This window comes from Luteithermobacter gelatinilyticus (assembly GCF_005849285.1).
Taxonomy (GTDB): Bacteria; Pseudomonadota; Alphaproteobacteria; order Sphingomonadales; family Emcibacteraceae; genus Luteithermobacter; species Luteithermobacter gelatinilyticus.
Genome location: NZ_CP040517.1, coordinates 549,855 through 574,912 on the forward strand (window position 1 = coordinate 549,855; position 25,058 = coordinate 574,912).

Genomic DNA, 25,058 nt, shown 5'->3' on the forward strand with positions numbered 1-25,058 from the left:
GGTGACGGTGGGGGCTCTAGAATGAATTGAGCCAACCTATTCACAATTCACTCTAGTCCTCCAGGCGGAACATCATCAGTAGGGTGCGTTGTAGCGGATTATAGTTGTCATCTGACATCATATAGATCAGCGTTTCGCCCTTGTCGTTCTGACGCACGGCCAACGCTTCCATATTGTCCAGATTATAGGGAAAGGCCATTTCCGCGATCACCTCGCCCTTGAGCACGGCCCGTTCGTAAATGTCGGCGGCCTTGATCAGGCGCAGCCGGGACGCCATGCCCTTGGCGAGGGAAAAATGCCGCTCCAGCACCAGCACATCGCCATTGGGCAGGGTTGCCATATCCGTGGGACGGAACCTGTCCTGAAACTTATAAGCCAGCGGCAGGGCCTCCCCCCGGCCGATGATCCAGGCCCGGGTCAACCCCCGGGCGCGGTGATCCTCGCCGGATTCGGAAATGGCCAGCATACGCCCGTCCTGCAAGGTGGTCAGGGCCTCAATGCCGAAATTGTCCGGCAGAACGGACAATACCGGAGACAGGTCCGGGGCAAAGGTTAGGGTCTGGGCATTGGATTGCAGGATGGATTCAAAATCGAGTTGGTTGGCGGCCTGATAATACCAGAATCGGTGGTTGCCTTCGAAGGACACCACGAAACCACTGCCATCCACCAGGGTGACGGCTTCCGCGTCCCGGTCCGGCCCATAGATATATTTGCCTTCCGTATCCGTCAGGGGCGTCATTTTGGCCTGGCTGACGGTAGCGAGCCGGGACCCGTCATAATCAAGGTCGGCCAGAAACCAGTACCCTTGGTCGGAAACGCCCAGAAGCTTTTCTCCGTCAGGGCTGACCACAAATCCGGAGATGCCGCCGAATTTCTTGTCCGGGCTGGACAGATGCAACCCGCCAAGATAGGTCAGCCGACCAACCGTCGTGACAGCCTTGTCGCGATGGCTGAGTGGTACGGGAGTTGCCTTCAGGGAAATCAGCGGGCTTTCTTCCGGAGCGGGCAGGGAGTCTGCCCTGGCGGGACTAAACAGGGCACAGGCGAGCGCCAGAAGCAGCCCCACTACCCCCATGCCCCGTCCCGATAGGCATATCCTGTTTTTCTGAAATCCTCTCATGAACACCGTGTTTGTCATATTTGCCCACAAAAATCCATTCAAATTTGCACATAACCCCTTCTCGGGCGTTCACAGAGGCCCGATCAATATATCAAGTTGAATATATGTTCTAAGATTATGTTAAGATTTTGGTGAAAGACTGGGTTTTTGACAATTTCAGGATTCGCACGCATAACCAGGGACAGACGGAAACAAAATGCAAACCCAGGTAGTGGAACAAGAGGCCGCGGACACCATACTTATGCCAGAGAAAACGCCCATGCTGGAAAAGAAGAGGCCGGAAAAGAAGAGGGAAACAGACCCTGAGCCGAAGCCGCGTCAGGATTCTGGGGGGGCGAAGGATGGGACTTCACTGTCTCCAGAAGCGCGAAGGATTGCCGAAGCGGCACGCACCTTGATCCACGAAAAAGGCTATCACCGGGTTTCTCTTGAGGAGGTCGCGGCGGTGGTGGCGACAGAGGCCTCTGTGGTCACGTCATATTTTTCAAGCAAGGAAGAGCTGTGCCAGAGGGTTATGGAACTGCACCGGGAATCTCTGACAGGCCTATTTGACCAGACCCTTGAGCACAGCAATCCCCGGCAGCGGCTGGGGCAGTATCTGGATTGTCTGGCGCAGGAGGCCGAAACGCTGGTCCGCTATGGCTGCCCGATTACCCGCCTTTATGTGGAACTGCAACAGGAAAGTTCCTCCCTCGCACAGCCGGCGGCAGCGTTGTTTCGCCTGCGGCTCGACTGGATCACGGAACAGTTTCGGATGATGGGTAAGGTGGATGAGGCCAATGATTTTGCCATCCGGCTGACCGGGGCGCTCTACGGCGTGACGCTTCTGGCCAGCGCCGCGGGGGACCAGGCCGTGCTCAAGGCCCAGCTTCTCCAGCTTAAATCCTGGATCCGTTCCATGTAACGTCCCCCTTCTGTCGCTCCCGCGCAGGCGGGAGCCCAGAGTTCTTTTCTGAGAGTCCTTATTAGTACAATCTTACTCTACCCATCCACCTGATCTACAAAGGTGCGGAGGGCGACCAGGCTTTCCGGTTCGCCCAGGTCCGGTGCATGGCCCCGCAGGGAAATGGTCACGGCAGTCATCATCGGGTGCCGTTCGGCCATGGCCGACAGGGTTTCTGCTGAGAGAATATCGCTTTTCTCGCCTCTGAGCACCAGCGTGGGCAGGGCGCCAAGTCCTTCGAACAGAGGCCACAGATCGGCGGGAACCGCGGCGGTGTCACTTTCCTTGATGGCAGTGCCGATCTTCATGTCGTAATTGGCGACAATGCTGCCGTCTTCTTTTTCCACAAAGGTATTGCGGGCGAACTTCATCCAGTCCGCGGCATCATAATCCGGAAAAAAGGGTTCATTGAGGGTTTTGAGGATGTTAACGGCAGCAGGCCAGCTGCGCAGGGTGGCGGTTTTGCCCACATACCCCGAAATGCGGGCGATTCCCTCGGGATTGATTTCCGGGCCGATGTCATTCAGCACCACGCCTTTGAGCAGCGCCGGACGGGCGGCGGCCAGCCCCATGGTGATCAGGCCGCCCATGGAGGTGCCGACAGAAATGACCTGATGAACATTGGCTGCGGCCAGCAGATGCATGACGTCATTGACATAGGTGGGAATCTGGTAATTCATATAGTTTGGATCATAATCGGATCGTCCCCGTCCGCGCATGTCCGGACTGATGATGCGCCGTTCAGCGCTGAAGTGGCACGCAAGATCATGAAAATCGCTGGAATTACGGGTCAGGCCGTGCAGGCACAGCAGTGGCGTTTTGTTGCTGGCTGTGGGGTTATAGTCCCGATAATACAGCCTGAGGCCATCTTGGGTGGTGACGTAACGCTCCTCATACCCCTTTTGCTTCGCCATGGGATTTGTGTCCTCTGTTATTTCAGTATACGCCCCGGATTCATGATGTTTTTCGGGTCTATGGCCCGTTTCAGGTGCTGCATCAGATCCAGTGCCACGGGCGATTTATAACGCGGCAGTTCGTCCACTTTCAGGCGGCCGATACCATGTTCGGCGCTGATGCTGCCCCCCAGATCGTACACGATGTCATGGACGATCTTATTGATTTCTTCCCAGCGCGCAAGATAGGCGGCCTTGTCGGCCCCTTCGGGCTGGGTCAGGTTGAAATGAATATTGCCATCGCCGATATGGCCAAAGGGCACGGGACGAATGCCGGGGATGACGGCGGTGACAGCAGCGGTGGCCATGTCCAGAAATTCTGGAATCCTGGAGACGGGCACGGCAATGTCATGTTTAATGCTGCCGCCCTCAAACTTCTGGACCTCCGACAGATTTTCGCGGAGCGCCCACAGTGCTGTTCGTTCCTTTTCGTTCTTGGCGATCACGCCATCCAGTACCAGCCCCTTTTCAAAGGTCTTTTCCAGCAGTTTTTCAAAAAGCTTTTCCAGATTGAGCAGATCCCGGCTCAGCGACGAGGCGCATTCCAGCAGGATGTACCAGTCATAGGGCTGATCCATCGGGTCCTGATGACCTGGCATATGCCGGAACAGAAACTCCAGCCCGATCCGCGGGATGATCTCAAAAGCGGTGATGGTGTCGCCACTGAAGTCACGCGCAAAGGAGAAAAGCTTCACGGCGTGGGCGGGCGAGGGGACCGCCAGCAGGGCGGTCTGTTTTTCTTTGGGGTTGGGGTAAAGTTTCAGGGTGGCGGCCGTAATCAGGCCCAGCGTGCCTTCCGCCCCGATGAACAGCTGTTTCAGGTCATAGCCGGTATTGTCCTTACGCAGGCCGCTCAGACCATTCCAGATTCTGCCATCGGGCAGGACCACTTCCAGCCCCAGCACGAGGTCCCGCATGGTTCCGTAGCGCAGCACCGCCACCCCGCCGGCATTGGTGGAAATGTTGCCGCCGATCTGGCAGGAACCTTCCGAAGCCAGACTCAAGGGAAACAGCAGCCCCATCTCTTCGGCCAGGGCTTGAACGTCGCTCAACACCACGCCCGCCTCCACGGTCAGGGTGTGGTTAAACGCATCCTTGTCCCGGATGCGGGTAAGCTTTTTGGTGCTGATCAGAAATTCCGTGCCGGTGTCATCGGGGATGCCGCCGCCAACCAGCCCGGTATTTCCGCCCTGGGGCACAAGTTTAAGGTTGTGATCCTGGCAATAACGTACCAGTGCAGCGACCCGCTCCGTACTGTCCGGCAACAGCAACAGCGGGGTTTTACCCACATATCTGTCTCGCCATTCCACCAGATGCGGGGCTAGCACGTCGGGATCGTCGGACCAGCCTTTGTTGCCCGCCAGTTTCTTCAGGGCTGTGATGTGAGTATGTATTTTCGTCATGAGGCTTTGTCCCCTGCCGGCGTATTCTCCGGGCGCGGGGCTGCCGCCCGCTGCAGGCGATCATTAATGGCAAGGCCCAGTCCCTGCGACGGGATGGGACTGACCGCGATGGTCTCCACATTCATGCTGTCCAGCTCCCGAAGCATGGCAAAAAGATTGGCGGCGGCTTCCTTGAGGCTGCCGGAGGGGCTGAGGTTACGCACAGCGCCGGCGGTATCGGGGCCGGCGGTATGGGGAATGTTGCGGCCAAAAGCCAGCAGGGCTTCGTCAGGCAGGACATGGGTGGCATTGAGGCGCAATTTTGCCCGGGGCGCATAATGACTTTTCAGCTGACCGGGGGCCGTGGGGGTATCGGCGGCGGTCACCGCTTTCACCGGCAGACCGGCCACCATTTCGATTTCCCTGGGGCTGACGCTGCCAGGGCGCAGCAACCGCACTTCCTGGCCGCTGACCTGGACGATGGTGGACTCAATCCCCTCATCACAGGGGCCGCCATCCAGGATCATGGCGACGCGGTCGTCTAGTTCTTCTTCAACGTGTTTTGCGGTGGTGGGGCTGACCCGGCCGGAACGATTGGCGCTGGGGGCGGCGATGGGGCCGCCAAACTGCCGCAGCAATTGTTGCGCCACTGAATGACGGGGCAGGCGGATGGCCACGGTGTCTAGCCCGGCACTTACCAGATCGCTCAGCTCCCCATCGGGTTTTTTATTCAGAACCAGGGTGAACGGGCCGGGCCAGAATTTTTCCGCAAGTTGGCGTGAGGTAAAATCCAGATAGGCATATTTTTCGGCCATCTCCAGAGACGGCACATGTACAATCAGCGGGTTGAAACGGGGACGGTCCTTGGCGGCGAAGATTTCCGCCACCGCCCGGTCGTCACAGGCATTTGCCCCCAAGCCATAAACGGTTTCAGTGGGGAACGATACCAGTTTTCCCTGTCGAAGATATTTCGCCGCCAGTGTATAATTGACCGATGTCGGCGGGTATATTCTGTGATCCGGCATGAATGCGCTCCGGGGCGTACTGTGTTCAGGTTCGTTCATTTAAAACACTTGTTTCAAACTGGCGAGTCATGTAAACATGACATTCAAACGATTGTTTGAATGTTGTCACCAGTGGGACAAGAGTCGTTACAAGATATAACAAAACATAATTTATATAATCTGTCGCGGCCTGAATTAACATGAAAAACAATGCCGTGCCAAAGACAGAAATAAGAAACAGAAATATCAGGGACAGAAATGTCAGCATAAATGCCATCAATAGGCACATAGGGAACCCGACAACGTGACACTACAGCGATAGACAGCACATATAAGGAAAATATAAGGAGAAAACCGTTGGCCGAATATGCAGCGCCCTTGCGGGAAATAGGTTTTGTTCTCAATGAAGTGGTCAATCTGGAAGATGTGACGGCTCTTGAGCCCTTTCAGGAGGTTACGGAAGACATTGTTCAGGCGATTCTTGAGGAAGGCGGCAGATTCGCGGCGGAACAGCTGTCTCCCCTGAATGTGGTTGGTGATCGGGAGGGCAACCGCCTGGAAGATGGGGTCGTGACCACGGCAAGCGGGTTTAAAGAAGCCTATCGGGCCTTTTGCGAAAATGGCTGGAATGGGGTTTGCGGTCCGGCCGAATATGGTGGCCAGGGCCTGCCTATGGTAATGGGGGCAGCCATCACCGAAATGATGGCAACTGCCAATACGTCTTTTGCCTTGTGTCCGATTCTGGGAGAAGGGGCGGTGGAAGCCCTTGAGGCGCACGGCACGGAAGAACAGAAAAAAACCTATCTGGAAAAACTGATCAGCGGAAAGTGGACCGGCACCATGAACCTGACAGAACCACAGGCGGGGTCGGATGTGGGGGCTTTGCGGGCCAAAGCTGAAAAACAGCCAGACGGCACCTACCGCATTACCGGTCAGAAGATTTTCATCAGCTGGGGTGAACATGACATGGCGGAAAACATCATCCACCTGGTGTTGGCCCGCACCCCCGGCGCCCCCGAAGGCACAAAAGGCATCAGCCTATTCATCGTGCCCAAATATCTGATTAATGAGGATGGCACGTTGGGCAAACGCAATGATGTGAAATGTGTGTCCATCGAACATAAGATGGGGCTGATGGCCAGCCCGACCTGCGTCATGTCCTATGGGGAGCAGGGAGAGTGTGTCGGATATTTGTTAGGAGAAGAAAATCGCGGCATGCGTTGCATGTTCACCATGATGAACAATGCCCGGCTGAATGTGGGGATACTGGGGCTGGCGGCTTCGGAACGGGGCTGGCAGATGGCGCTGGATTATGCGCGCGAACGGGAACAGGGTCGGGCAATCGGCTGGACTGGCAAGGGCCGAAGCCCAATTATTGAACATGCAGATGTGCGGCGGATGCTGATGACCATCAAATCCACCACCGAAGCAAGCCGGGCGATTGTGTATCTGAATGCCAAGGCGCTGGACATGGCACGGCATCACCCGGAAGAGGAGGTGCGGCGCCGGTACCAGGGCCTGGCGGATCTTTTGACCCCGATCAGCAAAGGCTATGCCACGGATCTGGGGGTAGAGAACGCATCCCTGGCGCTGCAGGTTTTTGGTGGCATGGGGTATATTGAGGAAACCGGCATCGCTCAGGTGTTCCGTGATTCCCGCATTCATCCCATTTATGAAGGCACTAACGGCATCCAGGCCATGGACCTGGTGGGCCGCAAGCTGGCCATGGATGGCGGCGAACACTGGCGCACTTTTCTGGGTATGATCAGCGACTTTGCGGAAAATCTGCCGGACGTGGCGGAATTCGCCCCCCTGAAACGCCAGCTTAAGGATGTCAGCTGGCGTACACTGGAAGCGGCGCAGTGGTTGTTTGAACAACATCAGGGCAACATGCGTAATGCGGCGGCGGGATCGGTGCCGTTTTTGCGGCTTATGGGCGTTGTGAGCGGTGGGTATCTGCTGATCAAGGGTGCCCTTGCCGCCTGGCAGCGACTGGGGCAGGGCGATGTGGACGAGGCTTTCCTCAAAGCCAAAATAGCCACGGCCCGTTTCTTTGCTGAACAGATCATGCCACAGGCTGCAGGGCTGAAGGATATGATCATGACCGGGGATGAAACCTTATACGCTATTGATGCGGACCATATGGCCTTATAATGGGGAGGTAAACCCCCAGCAGCCAATACGGCGAGCCATGATTTTTAACCTGAATATAGGGAGCCTATTGTGGGAAAATTAAACGGAAAGACGCTGTTTATCACCGGCGGCAGCCGCGGTATCGGCCTGGCCATTGCCAAGCGGGCCGCGGCAGACGGCGCTAATGTGACCATTGCCGCCAAAACCACTCAGCCCCATCCCAAACTGGAAGGCACCATTTACACGGCGGCCGAGGAAATTGAGGCGGCCGGAGGGCGGGCATTGCCGCTGGCGGTGGATATCCGGGATGAGGCGCGGGTCGAGGAAGCCGTGGGCAAGACGGTGGAAACCTTTGGCGGCATTGATATTTTGATCAATAATGCCAGCGCCATTTCCCTTACCCCGACGCTTCAGACGGAGATGAAACGGTATGATCTGATGCATCAGATCAACACCCGCGGTACCTTTCTGGTGTCCAAAACCTGTATTTCCCATTTGAAGAAAGCGGAAAATCCCCATGTGCTCAATTTGGCACCGCCGTTGAATATGGATCCCAAGTGGTTCGCCAATCATGTGGCGTATACCATGGCGAAATACGGCATGAGCATGTGTGTGCTGGGCATGGCGGAAGAATTCAAAAAAGACGGCATTGCCTTTAATGCGCTGTGGCCGCGCACGGCCATTGCCACGGCGGCGGTGAAAAACCTGCTGGGAGGCGATGCCGCCGTGCGGGGCAGCCGCAAGCCGGAGATCATGGCGGATGCGGCCTATATCATCCTGACCCGGTCCAGTCGGGACTTCACCGGCAATTTCTGTATTGACGATGAGGTGCTCGCCTCGGAAGGCATTACGGATCTTGAAAAATACGCCGTGGACCCTTCGGCGACGCTGCTGCCGGACTTTTTTGTCGAGCCGCTCTGAGATTGGCTCGTCGCCGGTCATATCAATTTCTATTTGTGTTTTTTTGCTGGGGAATATGGGGAGTATGATGCAGCAACATCCGTGGTTAAACAGCTATCCTGAACATGTCCGCTGGGACCAGTCGTTTGAGGGCAAACCGCTTTATGCGCTGGTGGAGGAAGCGGCCAGTCGTTATGGCACCAGAACGTTCATGGAATTTATGGGACGTGAAACCAGCTTTGCTGAACTGGCGGCATTGGTTGACAGGCTGGCGGCCGGCCTGCAGGCTCTGGGGGTTGGCAAGGGGGTGCAGGTGGGGCTGTTTCTGCCCAATTGCCCCCAATTTGTTATTGCCTATTTCGCCATTCTCAAGGCCGGTGGCACGGTGGTGAACTACAGCCCGCTTTATTCCGTGCCCGAACTGATGCAGCAGGTCGAAGATTCGGAAACGGATTTTATGTTCACTCTGGATCTGGAGGCGCTCTATCCCAAAATCAGAACTGTCTGTGAGCAAAGCCGGTTGCGGAAACTGATTGTCAGTTCGCTGGACTGGGCCCTGCCGTTTCCCAAGAACATCCTGTTTCGGCTGTTGAAATCCCGGGACATCGCCCGCATTGTCCGTGACGATTATCACGAGGATTTCGCGACTCTCCTTAAAAAAGGGGAAACCCCCGCGCCGGTGGAGATCAGTCCGGAGGAGGACATCGCAGTTTTGCAATATACCGGTGGGACAACCGGCGTACCCAAAGGGGCGATGCTGACCCATTCCAACATTTACATCAATGTCAACCAGGTGGTGACCTGGAGTCATGACCTGCGTATGGGGGAAGAGGTCCTGCCCGGCTTTTTGCCCTTTTTCCATGTTTTCGCCATGACAGTGGTGATGAATATGGCGCTTAAAATCGGAGCCCGGTTGCCCATTTTGCCGAAATTCGATCTTGAGGAGGCAGTCAAAATGATGCGGCGGGAGCGACCGACCCTGTTTGCCGGCGTGCCCACCATGTATACCGCCCTGCTGAATTATGGCAGCCGGGAGGACATTGGCTTTGATCGGGTGAAACAGGCTCTGAGCGGGGGCGCCCCGCTGCCGGTGGATCTGGCGCGTAATTTCAAAGACAGGATCGGTGTTAACATTTCCGAAGGTTATGGTCTGACCGAAGCGTCTCCCGTGGTGTGTTCAAACCCGCAGGACCGCCTCAGCCGTGAAGGGTCCATTGGTCTGCCCTTGCCGGCCACGGAAATTGTCATCGTGGACCGGGAGGATCCCGAAAAAATTCTGCCGGTGGGGGAGACCGGGGAAATCTGTGTGCGTGGGCCGCAGGTCATGAAAGGCTACTGGCAACGTTCCGAGGCAACGGCGGATGTGCTCAGAGGTGGCATGTTGCATACCGGCGATGTGGGGTATCTGGATGAGGCGGGGTATACCTATATCATCGACCGGGACAAGGATCTGATCCTGGTCGGCGGATTTAACGTCTTTCCCCGGGTGGTGGAGGAAGCCATTATGAGTCATCCGGCGGTTAAGGAAGTCACCGTCATCGGCATTCCCGACGATTACCGCGGCGAAAGCCCCAAAGCCTTTGTCACCCTGGTGCATCCCGACGAGAAGCTGACGGAAAAGGAACTGAAAACCTATCTCAAGGGGCGTCTGGGCAAACATGAGATCCCCAGCGAAATCGAATTCCGGGACGAATTGCCCAAGACCATGATCGGCAAGTTGTCCAAAAAGGAACTGGTGGCCGAAGAAAAAGCAAAATATGAGGCCCGTAAGGCGGCACAGAAAGCGGGGCAGGGCCAGGACAAGAGCGACGCTCGGCAGGCCAGCCTGTGACCCCTTTCTGTCCCAAGGATACAGGAGAACGGTCGGAATCAAAGCCTGCCGGAGACGAGCCAGTCCCTTCTGAAACTATCGAACTCTATCTATCGAACTCTGGCCCTCGGGTCCGTGAATATGTAGTATAGATTCCGGGAGAGGTAAGAATCTTAAGGGAAAAGGATGGTCACTGGCTTATACTGGCATCCCGATTGCCTGTTGCATGTTATGCCGACAGGTCACCCGGAATGTGTGGATCGGCTTAACGTCATTTCTGCCGTGCTGGAGGGTGAGGCTTTTGCATCCCTGAAGCGGTTCGAGGCCCCACAGGCCACATGGGAGCAGATCGGGTTGGTGCATGAACGGCACTATATTGAGGCGGTTCTGCGCAATAGTCCCGAAAAAGATCATTATATGCTGGACGCTGATACCTATCTGTCGCCAGGCTCGGTTGCGGCGGCCCGCCGGGCCGCCGGTGCCGTCTGCGATGCCGTGGACCGGGTGATGGAGGGCGAGATTTCCAACGCGTTTTGCGCCGTCCGCCCGCCCGGACATCATGCGGAACCGGACCGGGCGATGGGGTTTTGTCTGTTTAACAATGTGGCCATCGGCGCTCTTCATGCCCGAACCGCACATTTTCAACATCGGGTGGCGATTGTGGATTTCGATGTGCATCACGGCAATGGCACCCAGACGGTGACGGCCCGGCAGAAAGGCTTGTTTTATGCGTCGTCCCACCAGTCGCCGCTTTATCCCGGTACAGGCCATCTTCATGACCATGGCGAAGGAGTCATCGTTAATGCGCCTCTGGCAGCAGGTAGCGGCTCCAAGGCGTTCCGGCATGCCTATGAAGAACGCATCCTGCCGGCGTTAAGAGCTTTTGCCCCTGATTTTCTTTTGATCTCTTCCGGGTTTGATGGCCATGCCCTGGACCCTCTGGCGGGATTGACGCTGGAGGAAGAGGATTATGTCTGGGTCACGGAAAAATTAAAACAGGTGGCCGAGGAATATTGCCATGGGCGTCTTGTGTCCTGCCTGGAAGGGGGGTATAACCTCTCGGTCCTTGGTGAATCTGTGGCGGCGCATGTCGCGGCATTGATGCGTTGAAAAGACCGCCGTGACAGCAGGCGTTCAGGATGATGAATCCGCAAACGATAATGGAAAACAGGAGTGTGAAGTGGCGGAAACCTCAAATACTGTGGATATTCCGGAAGACGTCCGGAAAATGAGCTTTGAGGAAGCTCTGTCGGCTCTTGAGGAGATCGTAAGGCAGCTGGAGGCCGGGGACGTCTCCCTTGAAGACTCCATCGAGATTTATACCCGGGGAAATCAGCTGCGCGCTCATTGCGAGGCCAAACTCAGGGATGCCAGCCAGAGGATTGAAAAAATCACCCGGCAGCAGAACGGCGCGCTGGAGACAGCGCCGCTGGACGTGGATTAACCCGGTACCGGACAATCTGTTGGACGATCTGAAAGTGAGTCATTGATGAATTATTCCGATGATCCCTCTCGCAGTATGGCGATGGCCCAGGCGGCGTTGAGTGAGACCGCCGTGTTAATGGAAAAACAGTTGCTCCGGCTACTGCCCAAACCGGATGGTTTGGAGGAGCGGGTGGTGGAGGCCATGAGATATGCGCTAGTGGCCGGGGGCAAAAGGCTGCGCCCGTTTCTGGTGCTGGCCAGCGCCCGTTTGTTCGGCGTGGCGGAATCCGCAGCGCTTCAGGTGGCCGCTGCGGTGGAATATGCGCATACCTATTCCCTGATTCATGATGATTTGCCCTGTATGGATGATGATGATCTGCGGCGCGGCCAGCCCACGGTGCACAAAAAATTCGATGAGGCGACGGCGGTGCTAGCGGGGGATGCGCTCTTGACCCTGGCGTTTGAAATCTTGGCCAGCGAAGATACCCATGCGGATCCCCGGGTTCGGTGTGAACTGGTGGCCTGTTTTGCCAGGGCGCTTGGCACCCATGGCATGGTCGGTGGGCAGATGTTTGACCTTCAGGCGGAAAACCGGGATCTGGACCAGGCCAGTATCACGCGTCTGCAACAGATGAAAACCGGGGCGCTGATCGTGTTCTGCTGTGAGGCCGGGGCGATCCTCGGCAAGGTCAGGGACCGTCGCCGCGCGGCCATCCGGGGATATGCCCATGATCTGGGACTGGCATTTCAGATTGTGGATGACCTTCTAGATATTGAAGGCGATTCGGAAGATTTGGGAAAAACGCCCGGCAAGGATGCGGAGGCGGGCAAGGCCACGCTGGTCTCCCTTCTCGGGGTGGATAGGGCGCGTACCCAGGCGGAAATGCTGGTGACGCAGGCCGTGGCCCATCTGGAAGTTTTTGATCGTAATACGGATATTTTGCGTGCGTTGGCGCATTTTGTTATAAAACGCGCCAATTAAGCTCAAAATTAAACCACAATCATATATTTCAGTTATCCCGTCATGGATAAACAGGAAGAGTAGGGTATCTTGTCAAGCAAACCGGTTACAGAACTTCTGGACCAGATTACGGGTCCACAGGATATCAAGAAACTGAAACCCGAACAGTTACAGAAACTGGCGGATGAGGTGCGCGCGGACATGATCGAATCCGTGTCGCGTACCGGTGGACATCTGGGGGCGGGTCTGGGGGTCGTCGAGCTGACGGTGGCTCTGCATTATGTGTTTAATACCCCGGAAGACAAGCTGATCTGGGATGTGGGCCATCAATGTTACCCGCACAAGATCCTGACCGGCCGACGTCATCGTATGCATACCATTCGGCAGGGGGGTGGTCTGTCCGGTTTCACCAAACGCAAGGAAAGTATTTATGACCCCTTTGGCGCGGGACACAGTTCCACATCCATTTCCGCCGGGCTTGGCATGGCGGTGGCACGCGACCTTCGGGGCAGTCATGAAAATGTGATTGCCGTCATCGGAGATGGGGCGATGAGCGCCGGCATGGCCTATGAAGCCATGAACAATGCCGGGGCGCTGAATTCCAAACTGATCGTGATCCTCAATGACAATGACATGTCCATTGCCCCGCCCACAGGGGCGATGAGCGCCTATCTGGCGCGCCTGTTGTCCTCCCGTTCGTTTTTGGGATTCCGCGACATCGCCAAGCAGATTGTCATGAAATTCCCCCGTTCCATCAGCAATACCGCCCGCAAGGCCGAAGAATATGCCCGTGGCATGGCAACCGGCGGTACGTTGTTCGAAGAACTGGGCTTTTATTATGTGGGGCCCGTTGACGGGCACAATATGGAACATCTTCTGCCGGTACTGGAAAATGTGCGCGATGCGGATAACGGCCCGTTTCTGATCCATGTGGTGACCCAAAAGGGCAAGGGGTATGCGCCGGCGGAACAGGCAGCAGACAAATATCACGGGGTTTCCAAGTTCAATGTCATTACCGGGGCCCAGTCCAAATCCGCTCCCAAAGCCCCGAGCTATACCAGTGTCTTCTCCAAGGCGCTGATCAATCTGGCGAAAAAGGACGAGCGCATAGTGGCCATCAACGCGGCCATGCCGTCTGGTACCGGACTGGATAAATTTGCTGCCGAATTTCCCGAACGCTGTTTCGATGTGGGGATTGCCGAACAGCATGCGGTGACCTTTGCCGCGGGTCTTGCCGCCGAAGGCTACCGCCCCTTTGCCGCCATTTATTCCACTTTTCTTCAGCGTGCCTATGATCAGGTGGTGCATGATGTGGCGGTGCAGAATCTGCCGGTGCGCTTCGCCATTGACCGGGCGGGATTGGTGGGAGCAGATGGTCCTACCCATGCCGGAAGCTTCGATATCACTTATTTGGCGACATTACCCAATATGGTGGTCATGGCCGCGGCGGATGAGGCGGAACTGGTGCATATGATTGCCACCGCCGCGAGTCTGGATGACCGTCCCTCCGCTGTGCGTTATCCGCGCGGGGAAGGGATCGGGGTGGAGCTGCCCGAAGAAGGTGAAATTCTGGAAATCGGCAAGGGCCGCATCATCCGCGAAGGCAAACAGGTGGCGATCCTGTCCCTGGGCACCCGCCTGGCGGAAGCCGAAAAGGCCGCCGACGACCTGGCGGCCCGGGGGCTGAGCACCACTGTGGCGGACGCCCGCTTTGCCAAGCCGCTGGACTACGAGATGATCCGGGATCTGGCCCTTAACCATGAGGTGTTGGTCACCATTGAAGAGGGCGCAATTGGCGGTTTCGGCAGCCATGTGCTGGACTTCCTTAGCAATGAAGGACTTCTTGAAGGGGGGCTTAAGGTTCGTACCATGAAACTGCCGGATGTTTTCCAGGATCAGGATACGCCGATGAAAATGTATGAAGAAGCCCGTCTTATGGCGCCGGATATTGTGGCGACCGTGTTGCAGGCGCTCAGGCGCAATGACCTGGCTGCGGAACAAGCCGTGAGCGATGTCAAAAAAGCGCGTTGACCAGTTGCTGGTAGAGCGGGGGCTGGCGGAAAGCCGGTCCCGCGCGCAGGCCTATATCATGGCCGGGGCCGTATTTAGCGGAACACAAAAAATCACCAAGGCCGGACAGCAGCTTGCCGAAGATTGTGCGCTGGAAGTCAGGACAAAAGACCATCCCTGGGTCAGTCGGGGCGGTCTGAAACTTGCCAAGGGGCTTGAAGAATTTTCCATTTCTCCTGAAGGGCGGATCGTGGTGGATGTAGGGGCATCCACGGGCGGGTTTACGGATGTCTGTCTGACCCACGGGGCCAGAAAAGTTTATGCCGTGGATGTGGGACATGGCCAGCTTGCCTGGAAACTGCGTCAGGACGACCGGGTTGTGGTACTGGAAAAAACCAATGCCCGTTATCTCAGCCGCGAACAGATCCCGGATCCGGTGGACCTGATTGTGTGTGATGCAAGTTTTATCGGCCTGCAAACAGTCCTGCCGGCAGTGCTTGCCCTGGCGGCGCCGGGCTGTTTTCTGATTGCGCTGATCAAACCCCAGTTCGAGGTCGGCAAAGGCAAGGTGGGTAAGGGCGGCGTGGTGCGCGATCCGGCCCTGCACAAGGAAGTGTGTGAGCGGATCACAGGCTGGCTGCAGGGGCTTTCTGGCTGGACGGTGCTGGGGCTTACTGAAAGCCCCATCAAAGGGCCGGAAGGTAATGTGGAATTTTTGATCGCCGCCCGTTTTGACGGGATCCCGGACGGGGGCAGTGACGGAAGGGGCTCATGAAAGTGACGGTGGACCATATTGGCGGCCGTGGTGACGGTGTCGCCGGGCGGGAAGGGCAGGAAATTTACGTGCCCTATGCGGCGCCCGGTGATGTTCTTGACGTCACGCTGACGGGAAAACAGGCACGCATTAAGAAAATTCTGACCCCGTCTTCCCTGCGGGTGCCTCCTGTCTGCCGGCATTTTACCCGTTGTGGCGGTTGCGCCCTGCAACATGTGCAGTCTTCTGCCTATGCCCGCTGGAAGCAGGATCAGCTGCGTCTGGCGCTGTCCCGTCGGGGGTTTGGGGAGGTTGAGATTGCCGCGCCTGAGATCAGCCCAAAGGCAAGCCGTCGCCGGGCCCGCTTGCAGGCGGTAGGGCGCGGTGCGGGAAAAGCGGTGTTGGGTTTTGCGGAACGCGGCAGTCATCATCTTGTCGATCTTGAGGAATGTCCGGTCATGGTGGCGGAAATCGTTGCTCTTGTGCCGCCACTCAGGGCATTTTTGGGCCGGATTCTGGAGAAAAGACAGAAAATGGCCGTGGAAGTTACCCGGGCGGAAAATGGCCTTGATCTGGTTTTTGAGACTGCGGGGGACCCTTCATTGGAGCTGCGGATGGAAATAGCAGCCTTTGCCGAGGCGCAGGATATTGCCCGGATCAGTTGGAAGGATACCACCCTGAAACAAGGGGGGTATGAACTTCTGCTGGAACGTCGTCGACCCTATGTCCTGTTCGGGTCTGGCGCCGTGGAACGACGGCGGGTGCTGATCCCGCCGGGCAGCTTTCTGCAAGCCACCCGGGAGGGAGAGCAGGCGCTGGTCCGGATCATGATGCAGGTTTTGCCGGAAAGCGGAAAATTGGTGGACATTTTTGCCGGAGCTGGAACATTCACAGTGCCCGCTCTTGAGCGGCTGGCGGTTCATGCGGTGGAAGGCAGCGCGGATATGGTCGAAGCGCTCAGCCGCAGCATTCATCTTCAGCCACCGGGACGGGAGTTCAGCGCCGAGCAACGGGATCTGTTCCTCCGGCCCCTGTTGCGGCACGAACTGAAAGAATATGATGTGGCGGTAATCGACCCGCCACGGGCCGGGGCGCGGGAACAGGTTATGGAATTGGCTGCATCTGATATTCCCGTGATTGTCATGATCAGCTGCAATCCCGGCACCTTTGCCCGCGACGCCCGCACACTGGTGAATGGCGGGTACCGGATGGGGGCGGTTACGCCTGTGGATCAGTTTTTATATTCGCCTCACCTTGAAGTGGTTGCGGTCTTTTCAAAATAATCCCATATTTTTGCCATAACTGGCATATACCATTTTTTTTGCGAACGGCTCCCGCGGTTCACCGACTGTTAACAAAATGAGGCATATAATTCCGGGTATGCAAGGCAGAAATTTCCACAGTCTGAAAGGTCATAAGGGCCTGATCCCATAATATTAACTTTCTATTAGTAAATGGGTCAGCATTTCCGCAAGACTTGGGAGATCAAGGGTTTGGCACGGGAGTTGCTGTGTAAGGCAGCATATTTAATGTTGCAAGAGTATGTGTTATGAAAGTAGAAAATTTGGCCTACCATTCCGTTGACCCGAACCAGATCCCCGATCAGGGGGCTGTGGAAACGTCCCCTCAGGACGTGCGCCCGAAAGCGCGCCCGGCGCCTGAGCCGCGAGATGTGAAGCCTCCTCTGTCGGAAGATCAACTGTCTGTTTCTCCTGTGTGGCAGCAGGTGGCGGACAGGATCACGGTGCGCCATGCAACGCCGGTGGAAATGATTGACCTGAGCCGGACGCTCTACAACACCGGCACCATTTCCTTTGAGGATCATGTAAATCTGAGTTTCCAGCCGGAAATCAATGCGGATGCGGATAATGATCCTGCGGCGCATGAAAAGAAGGATTTTATCGCACTTTGGGAGAAAAAACTGGAAACCGCCGTTCGTCAGGGGGCTGACCGGGAAGAACTGGAAACCATTCAGCGCATTCAGGGCATTCTGGGGTATCTCGACAGCCTGAATCCTGAATAATGACGGCTGATAGAGGGGCCGGCGATCCATAATATTATATGGCCATAATATTATATGGATGGCGTCGTCGCTAAGGCGTTTCGCCATGACGACAAAGAGCACAATGTCATGCGACCTCCCGAAGCCCCCGTCCGTCGCTCCCGCGCAGGCGGGAGCCCAGTGTTCGTTAAAAGCCCCTCCCAAAAACCGGGGGGACGCTTTCGGTGAGGGGCTGGATTGCCGCCTTCGCGGCAATGACGAAAGAGAAGCGGCAATGACGGTGAAGCTGTGCCGTCACCGTGCCCCCCGAAAGGGGGTGTGGCGCTCCATGGAACTGTGGATGGCGTCGTCGCTAAGGCGTTTCGCCATGACGACAAAAACAACGCATCGCGATCCAGAAAAGCCGGATCAGGTCTATTCCCCGCATTGGGCGCGGTGGCGCATCTTGTGATCGGCCAGCACGCAGGCCATCATCGCTTCGCCCACCGGGACGGCGCGAATGCCGACACAGGGATCATGTCGGCCCTTGGTGACGATTTCGGTTTCACGGCCGTGGCGGTCTATGGTTCGGCGCGGGGTGAGGATGGAGCTGGTGGGTTTGACGGCAAATCGCACCACGATGTCCTCGCCTGTGGAAATTCCGCCCAAAATGCCGCCGGCATGATTGCTGTGAAAGGCGGGATACCCGTCCTCATCCATATACATTTCGTCGGCATTTTCTTCGCCACTGAGACGGGCGGCATTCATGCCTTCGCCGATTTCCACGCCCTTGACGGCATTGATGGTCATCATGGCATTGGCCAACTCGCTGTCCAGCTTGCCATAAACCGGGGCGCCCAGGCCGGCGGGCACGCCCATGGCGCGGACCTCTATCACCGCGCCGATGGAACTGCCCTTCTTGCGGATTCCGTCAAGGTATTTTTCCCACACCGGCACCATTTCCGCATCCGGGCACCAGAAGGGATTGCGGTCCACCTCGTCCCAGTCCCAGTTGTCGCGGTTGATTTTATGATCGCCGATCTGGACCAGCGCGCCCTTGATCTGTATGCCGACTCCCAGCACCTTGCGCGCCAGGGCGCCTGCGGCCACCCGTGAGGCGGTTTCCCGGGCCGAGGAGCGCCCGCCGCCCCGATAGTCGCGAATGCCGTATTTTTCCATATAGGTGTAATCGGCGTGTCCTGGACGGAACTTGTCCTTGATGTCGCCATAATCCTTGGACCGCTGGTCCATATTTTCGATCATCAGACAGACCGGCGTGCCGGTGGTCATCCCTTCAAACACTCCGGACAGGATTTTGACCTTGTCTGGTTCCTTGCGCTGGGTGGTAAAGCGGGTCTGGCCTGGTTTACGTTTGTCCAGAAAATGCTGGATGTCTTCTTCGCAAAGCGGTAGGCGCGGGGGCATACCGTCCACCACACAGCCAATGGCCGGGCCGTGGCTTTCGCCCCAGGTTGTGACACGAAACAGATGACCAAAGCTGTTATGTGACATTAGTCGTCCTTGTTCAGGGTCAGATCCGGCGCGTCTTCGCGCTTCATACCCATAATGTTATACCCGCAGTCCACATGATGATTTTCGCCGGTCACGGCGCTGGCCAGGTCGCTGAGCAGATAAAGCCCGGCATTCCCCACCTCTTCAATGGTAACGTTGCGGCCCAACGGGGAATTCAGTTCATTCCATTTCAGGATATAACGAAAATCCCCGATACCGGAAGCGGCCAGGGTCTTGATCGGGCCGGCGGAAATGCTGTTGACCCGGATGCCTTTGGACCCCAGGTCGCGCGCCATATATTTGACGCTGGCTTCAAGGGCGGCTTTGGCCACCCCCATGACATTGTAATGTGGCAGGACTTTTTCGGCACCGTAATAGCTGAGCGTGAGCAGGCTGCCGCCATTGGTCATGAGTTTTTCAGCCCGTTGGGCGATGGCGGTAAAGCTGTAACAGGAAATGCTCAGGCTTCTGGCGAAATTATCCGGGGTGGTGTCCACATAGCGGCCCTTGAGTTCTTCCTTGTCCGAATAGGCAATGGCATGTACCACAAAATCCAGTTCGCCCCATTTTTCGCCAAGCGTATTGAACACCTCGTCAATGGACGCGGCGTCGGTGACATCACACGGCAAAACAATGTCTGACCCGACACTTTCCGCCAGCGGGCGCACCCGCCGCTCCAGGGCCTCGCCCTGATAGGTAAAAGCCAGTTCCGCGCCCTGTTCATAGGCTTTCTGGGCAATTCCCCAGGCAATAGAGCGATTGTTGGCCACCCCCATGATCACGCCCTTTTTTCCGGCGAGAAGTCCCGTTTTTTCTGTCATGATCCTTCCTTACAGTGCTTTACCATAATACAAGCGATGCATCCTACACGTTCACCATAATTAATCAATCTTTGAACGATAATTCTCTGAACGATATCTCAGGGCGCCTCATGCGGGTTATTGTCGGGAAACCTGTTGGTTCTGCTTCCTGATCCGTTTGTGATACAGCGCCGCGTTGATTTCCGCTCCCAGGATAAAAGCAGCGCTGATAAAATAAAAAAACATCAGGGCGATGATCGCGCCGGCGAGGCTGCCATAGGTCACGTCATAGCGGGCAAAATGTTTCAGGTAAAGAGAAAAAGAACTGCCGATCCCCATCCACAGGATGAGCGCCGCCAGCGCCCCCGGCGCGAGTGGCGGACGGATTTTCAGCCGTCGTGGCCGGAGCACGTAATAGACCAGGCACAGCGCACCGAAAACCAGCGTGATGCTGAGGGTAAAGCGCACCGCGTTCCAGATCAGTTTCCAGTCGGTATCGACGGGGATGTAACTGATGATGATGTTCCAGGCGACGGGGCCCAGAACCAGTATGGACATGCCGACAATAATGCCGCTGGCCGACAATATCACAAGCAGAAGCCCCTCCGCCCGGCGGCGGATATAGGGGCGACGGGTGACCGAGGCAAAGGAGCGCACAATTGCCAGTCGCGCCGCATCAATGGCCGAGGCACTGACCCAGATGGCGCCCAGAATACTGAAGGTCATGATACTGCCGCTGGTGGTTTGGATCATCTTTTCGATAGGGGCTCTCAGCACCCTTACCACATCCGGCGGGATATTATTGAACAGAATTTCGAGCGCCTCATGTCCCGCCTCGCTCTGGCCGAAAAATCCGGCGAGCGAGACCAGGAAGATAATGAACGGAAACAGAGCTAGCAGCGTGAGAAAAGCCAAATAGCCGGCCATCACCATCCCGTCATGCCGGTTAAAATTGATGACCGCCTCAACCAGAAAGCTGACACGGTCATAATACGGCCTGAGGGTCTGTTTCACGCGTTCGATCATTTCAGTTTTGATCGTACTTCATAATTTTTGCCCTTGCCCCATTTTTTGATGGCGTCTTGCAGTTCGCTATCAATTTTGTCCGGCAGTACAATCATCACCTTTACATACTGATCTCCCTTCTGCCCGGTTTTGCTGTCCTGTGCGCCCTTGCCTTTCAGGCGCAGGACTTTGCCGGAACTGGTGCCGGGGGGAATGTTGAGCGACACGGAGCCGTCAATGGTCGGCACCGTGACCTTGCCGCCAAGCACCGCTTCGTGCAAGGTGATGGGCAGATCGAGGTGGATATCATTGCCCTGTCGCGTGAAATAGGGGTGGGGCGTGATGTGTATTTCCACAAGCGCGTCCCCCGCCGGGCCACCGGCAATTCCAGGGCCGCCCTGTCCTTTCAGGCGAATTTGCTGCCCTTCCTTCACATTGGGAGGAATGGTCACATTCAGGGTTTTGTTGTTTTCCAGGGTGAGTCTTTTCTTGCTGCCCTTAACGGCATCAAGAAAGTCGATGTTCACCCGGTAAATGCGGTCGTTGCCTTTTTGGGGGCGCGGGCCGCGCCGGCCACGCATCCCGCCTCCGAAAAAGGTGGAAAAAATTTCTTCCGGATCGAAACTATCTCCAAACGGGCTGAAGCCGCCGGTTTCTGCACCGGCGTGCTGATACCGGGCAAAACCTTTTTCGGAACCGTCGGCGTTGATTTCGCCGCGGTCATACCGGGCCCGCATTTCCTTGTTGCTGAGCAAGGCATAGGCCGCCGAAACCTCCTTGAATTTTTCGGCGACTTTTTCATCTCCGGGGTTGGCGTCGGGATGTAGTTCCTTGGCCAGCTTGCGATAGGCTTTTTTGATTTCCGCGTCGCTGGCCGTTTTGGAGAGGCCTAGGACACTGTATGGATCTCTCATCGTGAATTAATCACCCTCATCAATAAATGAACTCTGCCATCTATAGCACTTAACAGTCATTCGTTGATGATTTATTTAGGGATTAATTGATGATTTTCCAAGTCCCGTCCGGTTGACGGCAGGCGGTGCCATAGGCGGTTTCGGTTTTACCACCCACGGTGATGGTCTGCTGATACTCCCGGCAATATTTGCCAGGTTCGGGTTCATAGGCCGGTTGCGGGGTGACAGAACCGTAATTGCCGCTGTCCGGATTATGCCAGGTGACCTGCTCGCCGGAGCGACCGGTTTCAAGCGCGGTCTGCGCGGTCTGGCGCATCCTCAGGCGGTCGGCTTCATCCAGGCTTTTGCCGATTTCACTGCCGACCACGGCACCAGCCATGGCCCCTACGGCAATGGCGAAAGCCTTGCCGCCGCCGTCACCGCCTACGCTGTTCCCAAGAAGGCCGCCGACAACCGCCCCGATGGCGGCGCCGCTTTGCTGTTTGGATTCACAAGCGGCCAGAGAGAGGGAAAGCGCCGCAATCAGGCCTGCGGTCATAAAACCTTTTGAGATTTGCATGATAAACCCCTTAACCATAACAAATTAAAAAAACATCCCAGTAAAACCACGTCGTTGTCAAACGGTAGTCCCTGAACTATATATTAATCCATTCATTTTAAAAATCAGTTTGGCAAATTTATGGCGCAGTTAACAGATCAGAACCCTCTGGACCTTTTTGCAAAATGGTTTGAAGAGGCCAACAAAAACGAAGACCTGGCCGAGGCGATGGCATTGGCGACCGCCGACAGCCGGGGGACTCCTTCCGTCCGTATGGTATTGCTCAAATCCTTCGGGCCCGAGGGGTTTGTTTTTTATACCAATCTGGAGAGCAGAAAAGGCCGCGAAATCCGGGAAAATCCCCGGGCGGCGCTGTGTCTGCACTGGAAAAGCCTGAAACGTCAGGTGCGTATCGAGGGGCCGCTGGAACAGGTCCCGGACGAGGTGGCGGATGCCTATTTCGCCAGCCGGCCCCGGGACAGCCGTATCGGCACCTGGGCCTCGAAACAGAGTCGGCCCATGGAAGGCCGTTTTGAGTTCGAGACGGCAATTGCCAAATATGCCGCCAAATACGCCTTCGGAGATATTCCGCGTCCGCCCTTTTGGTCGGGATTCTATGTTCGGCCGGAAATGATCGAATTCTGGGAAGAGCGGGCGTTTCGCCTTCATGACCGGTCGCTGTTCCGCCGGCAGGAGGACGGGAACTGGACTCTGGAGAAACTCTATCCCTGAACCGGTCGGAAACCACACTTGATCCGGCCTGACCCCCACTTTAAACCCGCAAAAATTGGATGGCTGATGCTCATGGGGCATGAACTCACAGAAAAACAACAGAATTCCGATCTGATGCTCAAGGCCGCGCGGGCGTCCCTGCTGGTCGCCCTGTGCCTGATTGGCGCGAAGACCTGGGCCTGGATGGCCAGCGGATCCGTAGCGCTGCTGGGATCTCTGGTGGACAGCATCATGGACCTGCTGGCCTCGACCGTAAATTTTGTTGCCGTGCGTTTTGCGATTGCCCCTGCTGATGAAGACCATCGCTTCGGCCACGGCAAGGCAGAAGCGATTGCCGGATTATTACAGGCGGTGGTGGTGACCCTGTCGGCTCTGCTGCTGATGGCGGAGGCGGTCAGACATTTGATGACGCCGGAACCGCTGCGCAACACGCCATTGGGCATTGCGGTGATTGTTTTTTCAATTGGATTGACCTTTTTATTGGTGGCGTATCAGCGGCATGTGGTGCGTAAAACCAATTCGGTCGCCATCTCTGCCGACAGCCTGCATTATGCCGGGGACTTGTTGATGAATGTGGCGGTACTGGTGGCGCTGGCCCTTGGGGGGTATCTGGGCTGGCGTTATGCAGATCCCCTGTTCGGTCTGGGGATTGGCCTGTATCTGCTGTATAATGTGTATCTCATTGCCCGCAACAGCATCAATATCCTGATGGACCGGGAAATGGAGGAAGAGGAGCGGGAAAAAATCATTCGCATTGTCCAGGCCCATGACGAGGTGAAAGGGCTGCATGACATGAAAACCCGCCGGACAGGCCTGGAAGTCTTTATCCAGTTTCACATTGAACTGGAAAGCGATATTTCCCTCAAAGAGGCCCATAACATCTGTGACGAGGTAGAGGCGGAACTGAAAGAAGAATTTCCGATGGCGGAAATCATTATTCATGCGGACCCGGAAGATGCGGTTGAGGAGGAAAATGTGCAGTTTACTGAACCGGAGGTGGCAACGTGATAACCGTTTACGGCATTAAAAACTGCGACACTGTCAAAAAAGCGCTGAAATGGCTTGAGGCGGAGGGTGTGGCCCATCAGTTTCATGATTACCGCAAGGATGGCTTGGACCGGCAGAGACTTGCCGGATGGGTTCGGGAACTGGGCTGGGAGGTCCTGCTGAACCGTCGGGGAACCACCTGGCGCAAGCTGCCGGATGAGGTGCGGGGCCCTCTTGACGAAGCCGCTGCAATCGCGTTGATGCTGGAGCATCCGGCCCTGATCAAGCGGCCTTTGTTTGACTTGGGGACACAACGCCGGGTAGGATTTACGGCAAAAGACCAGGATGACTTGAAAAAGCTGCTGGCCGCATAGAGGCGGCGGGCAGGCCAGCCCGGGCGATGTCGCCCCAACAGGAATGGACAGATGACAACACAGTCAAACTCTCAGGTAAATTCACGGCGCACGCTGGTGCTCACCGGCGCCAGCCGAGGCATCGGTCATGCCACAGTCAAACGGTTCTCCAGTGCGGGCTGGCGGGTGATCACCCTGTCCCGTCACGGTTTTCCAGAAAACTGTCCTTGGGAAATGGGACCGGAGGATCATGTGCAGATCGACCTGGGCGATCCGGAAGACCGCGTCCGGGGGGTGGAGGAAATTCGCAAGCGCTTGGGCGGTGGGCCGCTCCATGCGCTGGTCAATAATGCAGGCATTTCCCCCAAGGCAGAGGATGGCGGCCGCCTCAATACCCTGAATACGGATGAGGCGGACTGGAAAAAAGTGTTCGAGGTGAATTTTTTCGCTCCCGTGGTGCTGGCCCGAGGATTGCTGGATGAACTGATCCTGGGCAAGGGGGCCATTGTCAATGTGACCTCCATCGCCGGCAGTCGGGTTCATCCTTTTGCAGGGGCAGCCTATGGCACTTCCAAGGCGGCGCTGGCGGCGCTTACTCGGGAAATGGCTGCCGATTTCGGCCCGCACGGTATCCGCGTTAACGCCATTGCGCCGGGAGAAATCGACACCGCGATCCTTTCCCCGGGAACCGAAGAGATTGTCAAAAACATTCCGCTTCGCCGTCTCGGCAAACCGGAAGAAGTGGCCAAAACCATTTATTATCTGTGTACCGAGGCGTCGGACTATGTAACGGGGGCGGAAATCCACATCAATGGCGGCCAGCACGTTTAACTTTAGAGAA

Annotated in this window: 24 protein-coding genes; 15 read left to right on the forward strand and 9 right to left on the reverse strand. The window is 56.5% G+C overall.

Going from position 1 to position 25,058, the window contains the following annotated elements:
- Positions 1–52: 52 nt before the first annotated feature.
- Positions 53–1,075 (reverse strand): esterase-like activity of phytase family protein, encoded by a 1,023-nt coding sequence (locus FE788_RS02540; protein WP_168190231.1) that lies wholly within the window; start codon positions 1,073–1,075, stop codon positions 53–55.
- A gap of 241 nt (positions 1,076–1,316) precedes the next feature.
- Here FE788_RS02540 and FE788_RS02545 point away from each other — a divergent pair, with 241 nt between their 5' ends.
- Positions 1,317–2,024 carry a TetR/AcrR family transcriptional regulator gene (locus FE788_RS02545; RefSeq protein ID WP_138379161.1) on the forward strand — a complete coding sequence of 236 codons (708 nt, stop codon included), beginning with the start codon at positions 1,317–1,319 and terminating at the stop codon, positions 2,022–2,024.
- A 77-nt stretch (positions 2,025–2,101) separates the two neighbouring features.
- On the opposite strand, the gene FE788_RS02550 is transcribed toward FE788_RS02545, so the two are convergent.
- Genes FE788_RS02550 through FE788_RS02560 form a run of 3 tightly spaced genes read right to left on the reverse strand, consistent with a single transcriptional unit; the run spans position 2,102 to position 5,423 of the window.
- Positions 2,102–2,977: an alpha/beta fold hydrolase gene (locus FE788_RS02550; RefSeq protein ID WP_138379162.1), complete on the reverse strand. Its 876-nt coding sequence runs from the start codon at positions 2,975–2,977 to the stop codon at positions 2,102–2,104.
- 17 nt (positions 2,978–2,994) lie between these two features.
- Positions 2,995–4,419 carry an FAD-binding oxidoreductase gene (locus FE788_RS02555; protein WP_138379163.1) on the reverse strand — a complete coding sequence of 475 codons (1,425 nt, stop codon included), beginning with the start codon at positions 4,417–4,419 and terminating at the stop codon, positions 2,995–2,997.
- A complete protein-coding gene (locus FE788_RS02560) occupies positions 4,416–5,423 on the reverse strand; it encodes an L-threonylcarbamoyladenylate synthase (protein WP_138379164.1) in 1,008 nt (335 codons plus the stop codon). The genes FE788_RS02555 and FE788_RS02560 overlap by 4 nt, the downstream gene beginning before the upstream one ends.
- Positions 5,424–5,759: 336 nt before the next feature.
- Here FE788_RS02560 and FE788_RS02565 point away from each other — a divergent pair, with 336 nt between their 5' ends.
- From FE788_RS02565 to FE788_RS02610, 10 genes are all read left to right on the forward strand, one after another.
- Positions 5,760–7,556, forward strand: coding sequence for an acyl-CoA dehydrogenase C-terminal domain-containing protein (locus FE788_RS02565; protein WP_138379165.1), 1,797 nt, complete (start codon positions 5,760–5,762; stop codon positions 7,554–7,556).
- 69 nt (positions 7,557–7,625) lie between these two features.
- The gene (locus FE788_RS02570) at positions 7,626–8,456 is read left to right on the forward strand and encodes an SDR family oxidoreductase (protein ID WP_138379166.1); all 831 of its coding nucleotides are present in this window, start codon (positions 7,626–7,628) and stop codon (positions 8,454–8,456) included.
- Positions 8,457–8,520: 64 nt separating this feature from the next.
- Positions 8,521–10,266, forward strand: a complete 1,746-nt coding sequence (locus tag FE788_RS02575) for a long-chain-fatty-acid--CoA ligase (protein ID WP_210414106.1) — start codon at positions 8,521–8,523, stop codon at positions 10,264–10,266.
- Between the two features lie 165 nt (positions 10,267–10,431).
- Entirely contained in the window at positions 10,432–11,355 is a 924-nt protein-coding gene (locus FE788_RS02580) for a histone deacetylase family protein (RefSeq protein WP_138379167.1), read from the forward strand.
- Positions 11,356–11,425: 70 nt separating this feature from the next.
- Positions 11,426–11,689, forward strand: a complete 264-nt coding sequence (locus FE788_RS02585) for an exodeoxyribonuclease VII small subunit (RefSeq protein ID WP_138379168.1) — start codon at positions 11,426–11,428, stop codon at positions 11,687–11,689.
- Positions 11,690–11,734: 45 nt separating this feature from the next.
- The gene (locus tag FE788_RS02590; RefSeq protein WP_210414107.1) at positions 11,735–12,652 is read left to right on the forward strand and encodes a polyprenyl synthetase family protein; all 918 of its coding nucleotides are present in this window, start codon (positions 11,735–11,737) and stop codon (positions 12,650–12,652) included.
- A gap of 69 nt (positions 12,653–12,721) precedes the next feature.
- The gene (gene dxs / locus FE788_RS02595; RefSeq protein ID WP_138379169.1) at positions 12,722–14,662 is read left to right on the forward strand and encodes a 1-deoxy-D-xylulose-5-phosphate synthase; all 1,941 of its coding nucleotides are present in this window, start codon (positions 12,722–12,724) and stop codon (positions 14,660–14,662) included.
- Positions 14,643–15,416, forward strand: coding sequence for a TlyA family RNA methyltransferase (locus FE788_RS02600; protein ID WP_138379170.1), 774 nt, complete (start codon positions 14,643–14,645; stop codon positions 15,414–15,416). The genes dxs and FE788_RS02600 overlap by 20 nt, the downstream gene beginning before the upstream one ends.
- Positions 15,413–16,678: a class I SAM-dependent RNA methyltransferase gene (locus FE788_RS02605; RefSeq protein WP_138379171.1), complete on the forward strand. Its 1,266-nt coding sequence runs from the start codon at positions 15,413–15,415 to the stop codon at positions 16,676–16,678. The genes FE788_RS02600 and FE788_RS02605 overlap by 4 nt, the downstream gene beginning before the upstream one ends.
- Positions 16,679–16,944: 266 nt before the next feature.
- Entirely contained in the window at positions 16,945–17,418 is a 474-nt protein-coding gene (locus FE788_RS02610; protein WP_138379172.1) for a hypothetical protein, read from the forward strand.
- Between the two features lie 393 nt (positions 17,419–17,811).
- On the opposite strand, the gene aroC is transcribed toward FE788_RS02610, so the two are convergent.
- From aroC to FE788_RS02635, 5 genes are all read right to left on the reverse strand, one after another.
- Complete coding sequence (gene aroC, locus FE788_RS02615; RefSeq protein ID WP_138379173.1) at positions 17,812–18,888, reverse strand: chorismate synthase; 1,077 nt, start codon at positions 18,886–18,888, stop codon at positions 17,812–17,814.
- Positions 18,888–19,709: an enoyl-ACP reductase FabI gene (gene fabI, locus FE788_RS02620; protein ID WP_138379174.1), complete on the reverse strand. Its 822-nt coding sequence runs from the start codon at positions 19,707–19,709 to the stop codon at positions 18,888–18,890. The genes aroC and fabI overlap by 1 nt, the downstream gene beginning before the upstream one ends.
- A 117-nt stretch (positions 19,710–19,826) precedes the next feature.
- Positions 19,827–20,714, reverse strand: coding sequence for a YihY/virulence factor BrkB family protein (locus FE788_RS02625; RefSeq protein WP_138379175.1), 888 nt, complete (start codon positions 20,712–20,714; stop codon positions 19,827–19,829).
- Positions 20,711–21,607 carry a DnaJ C-terminal domain-containing protein gene (locus FE788_RS02630; protein WP_138379176.1) on the reverse strand — a complete coding sequence of 299 codons (897 nt, stop codon included), beginning with the start codon at positions 21,605–21,607 and terminating at the stop codon, positions 20,711–20,713. Before FE788_RS02630 ends, FE788_RS02625 begins: the two co-directional genes overlap by 4 nt.
- An 82-nt stretch (positions 21,608–21,689) precedes the next feature.
- Positions 21,690–22,166, reverse strand: a complete 477-nt coding sequence (locus FE788_RS02635) for an RT0821/Lpp0805 family surface protein (RefSeq protein ID WP_138379177.1) — start codon at positions 22,164–22,166, stop codon at positions 21,690–21,692.
- Between the two features lie 120 nt (positions 22,167–22,286).
- On the opposite strand from FE788_RS02635, the gene pdxH reads away from it, so the two are divergent.
- From pdxH to FE788_RS02655, 4 genes are all read left to right on the forward strand, one after another.
- Positions 22,287–22,877, forward strand: a complete 591-nt coding sequence (pdxH, locus tag FE788_RS02640) for a pyridoxamine 5'-phosphate oxidase (protein WP_138379178.1) — start codon at positions 22,287–22,289, stop codon at positions 22,875–22,877.
- Positions 22,878–22,943: 66 nt separating this feature from the next.
- Entirely contained in the window at positions 22,944–23,885 is a 942-nt protein-coding gene (locus tag FE788_RS02645; RefSeq protein ID WP_138379179.1) for a cation diffusion facilitator family transporter, read from the forward strand.
- On the forward strand, positions 23,882–24,238 hold the full coding sequence (locus FE788_RS02650; protein ID WP_138379180.1) for an ArsC family reductase: 357 nt from the start codon (positions 23,882–23,884) through the stop codon (positions 24,236–24,238). The genes FE788_RS02645 and FE788_RS02650 overlap by 4 nt, the downstream gene beginning before the upstream one ends.
- A gap of 51 nt (positions 24,239–24,289) precedes the next feature.
- Positions 24,290–25,048 carry an SDR family NAD(P)-dependent oxidoreductase gene (locus tag FE788_RS02655; protein WP_138379181.1) on the forward strand — a complete coding sequence of 253 codons (759 nt, stop codon included), beginning with the start codon at positions 24,290–24,292 and terminating at the stop codon, positions 25,046–25,048.
- Positions 25,049–25,058 lie beyond the last annotated feature (10 nt).

Bases quoted from the DNA above. Each gene is read 5' to 3' on its own strand.
- FE788_RS02635 (WP_138379177.1), bottom strand. From the start codon at position 22,166: ATGCAAATCTCAAAAGGTTTTATGACCGCAGGCCTGATTGCGGCGCTT.
- FE788_RS02605 (WP_138379171.1), top strand. From the start codon at position 15,413: ATGAAAGTGACGGTGGACCATATTGGCGGCCGTGGTGACGGTGTCGCC.
- FE788_RS02540 (WP_168190231.1), bottom strand. From the start codon at position 1,075: ATGGGGGTAGTGGGGCTGCTTCTGGCGCTCGCCTGTGCCCTGTTTAGT.
- FE788_RS02645 (WP_138379179.1), top strand. From the start codon at position 22,944: ATGCTCATGGGGCATGAACTCACAGAAAAACAACAGAATTCCGATCTG.
- FE788_RS02545 (WP_138379161.1), top strand. From the start codon at position 1,317: ATGCAAACCCAGGTAGTGGAACAAGAGGCCGCGGACACCATACTTATG.
- FE788_RS02560 (WP_138379164.1), bottom strand. From the start codon at position 5,423: ATGCCGGATCACAGAATATACCCGCCGACATCGGTCAATTATACACTG.
- FE788_RS02655 (WP_138379181.1), top strand. From the start codon at position 24,290: ATGACAACACAGTCAAACTCTCAGGTAAATTCACGGCGCACGCTGGTG.
- FE788_RS02555 (WP_138379163.1), bottom strand. From the start codon at position 4,419: ATGACGAAAATACATACTCACATCACAGCCCTGAAGAAACTGGCGGGC.
- FE788_RS02590 (WP_210414107.1), top strand. From the start codon at position 11,735: ATGAATTATTCCGATGATCCCTCTCGCAGTATGGCGATGGCCCAGGCG.
- fabI (WP_138379174.1), bottom strand. From the start codon at position 19,709: ATGACAGAAAAAACGGGACTTCTCGCCGGAAAAAAGGGCGTGATCATG.
- pdxH (WP_138379178.1), top strand. From the start codon at position 22,287: ATGGCGCAGTTAACAGATCAGAACCCTCTGGACCTTTTTGCAAAATGG.
- FE788_RS02575 (WP_210414106.1), top strand. From the start codon at position 8,521: ATGATGCAGCAACATCCGTGGTTAAACAGCTATCCTGAACATGTCCGC.
- FE788_RS02625 (WP_138379175.1), bottom strand. From the start codon at position 20,714: ATGATCGAACGCGTGAAACAGACCCTCAGGCCGTATTATGACCGTGTC.
- FE788_RS02550 (WP_138379162.1), bottom strand. From the start codon at position 2,977: ATGGCGAAGCAAAAGGGGTATGAGGAGCGTTACGTCACCACCCAAGAT.
- FE788_RS02630 (WP_138379176.1), bottom strand. From the start codon at position 21,607: ATGAGAGATCCATACAGTGTCCTAGGCCTCTCCAAAACGGCCAGCGAC.
- FE788_RS02610 (WP_138379172.1), top strand. From the start codon at position 16,945: ATGAAAGTAGAAAATTTGGCCTACCATTCCGTTGACCCGAACCAGATC.
- FE788_RS02600 (WP_138379170.1), top strand. From the start codon at position 14,643: ATGTCAAAAAAGCGCGTTGACCAGTTGCTGGTAGAGCGGGGGCTGGCG.
- FE788_RS02580 (WP_138379167.1), top strand. From the start codon at position 10,432: ATGGTCACTGGCTTATACTGGCATCCCGATTGCCTGTTGCATGTTATG.
- aroC (WP_138379173.1), bottom strand. From the start codon at position 18,888: ATGTCACATAACAGCTTTGGTCATCTGTTTCGTGTCACAACCTGGGGC.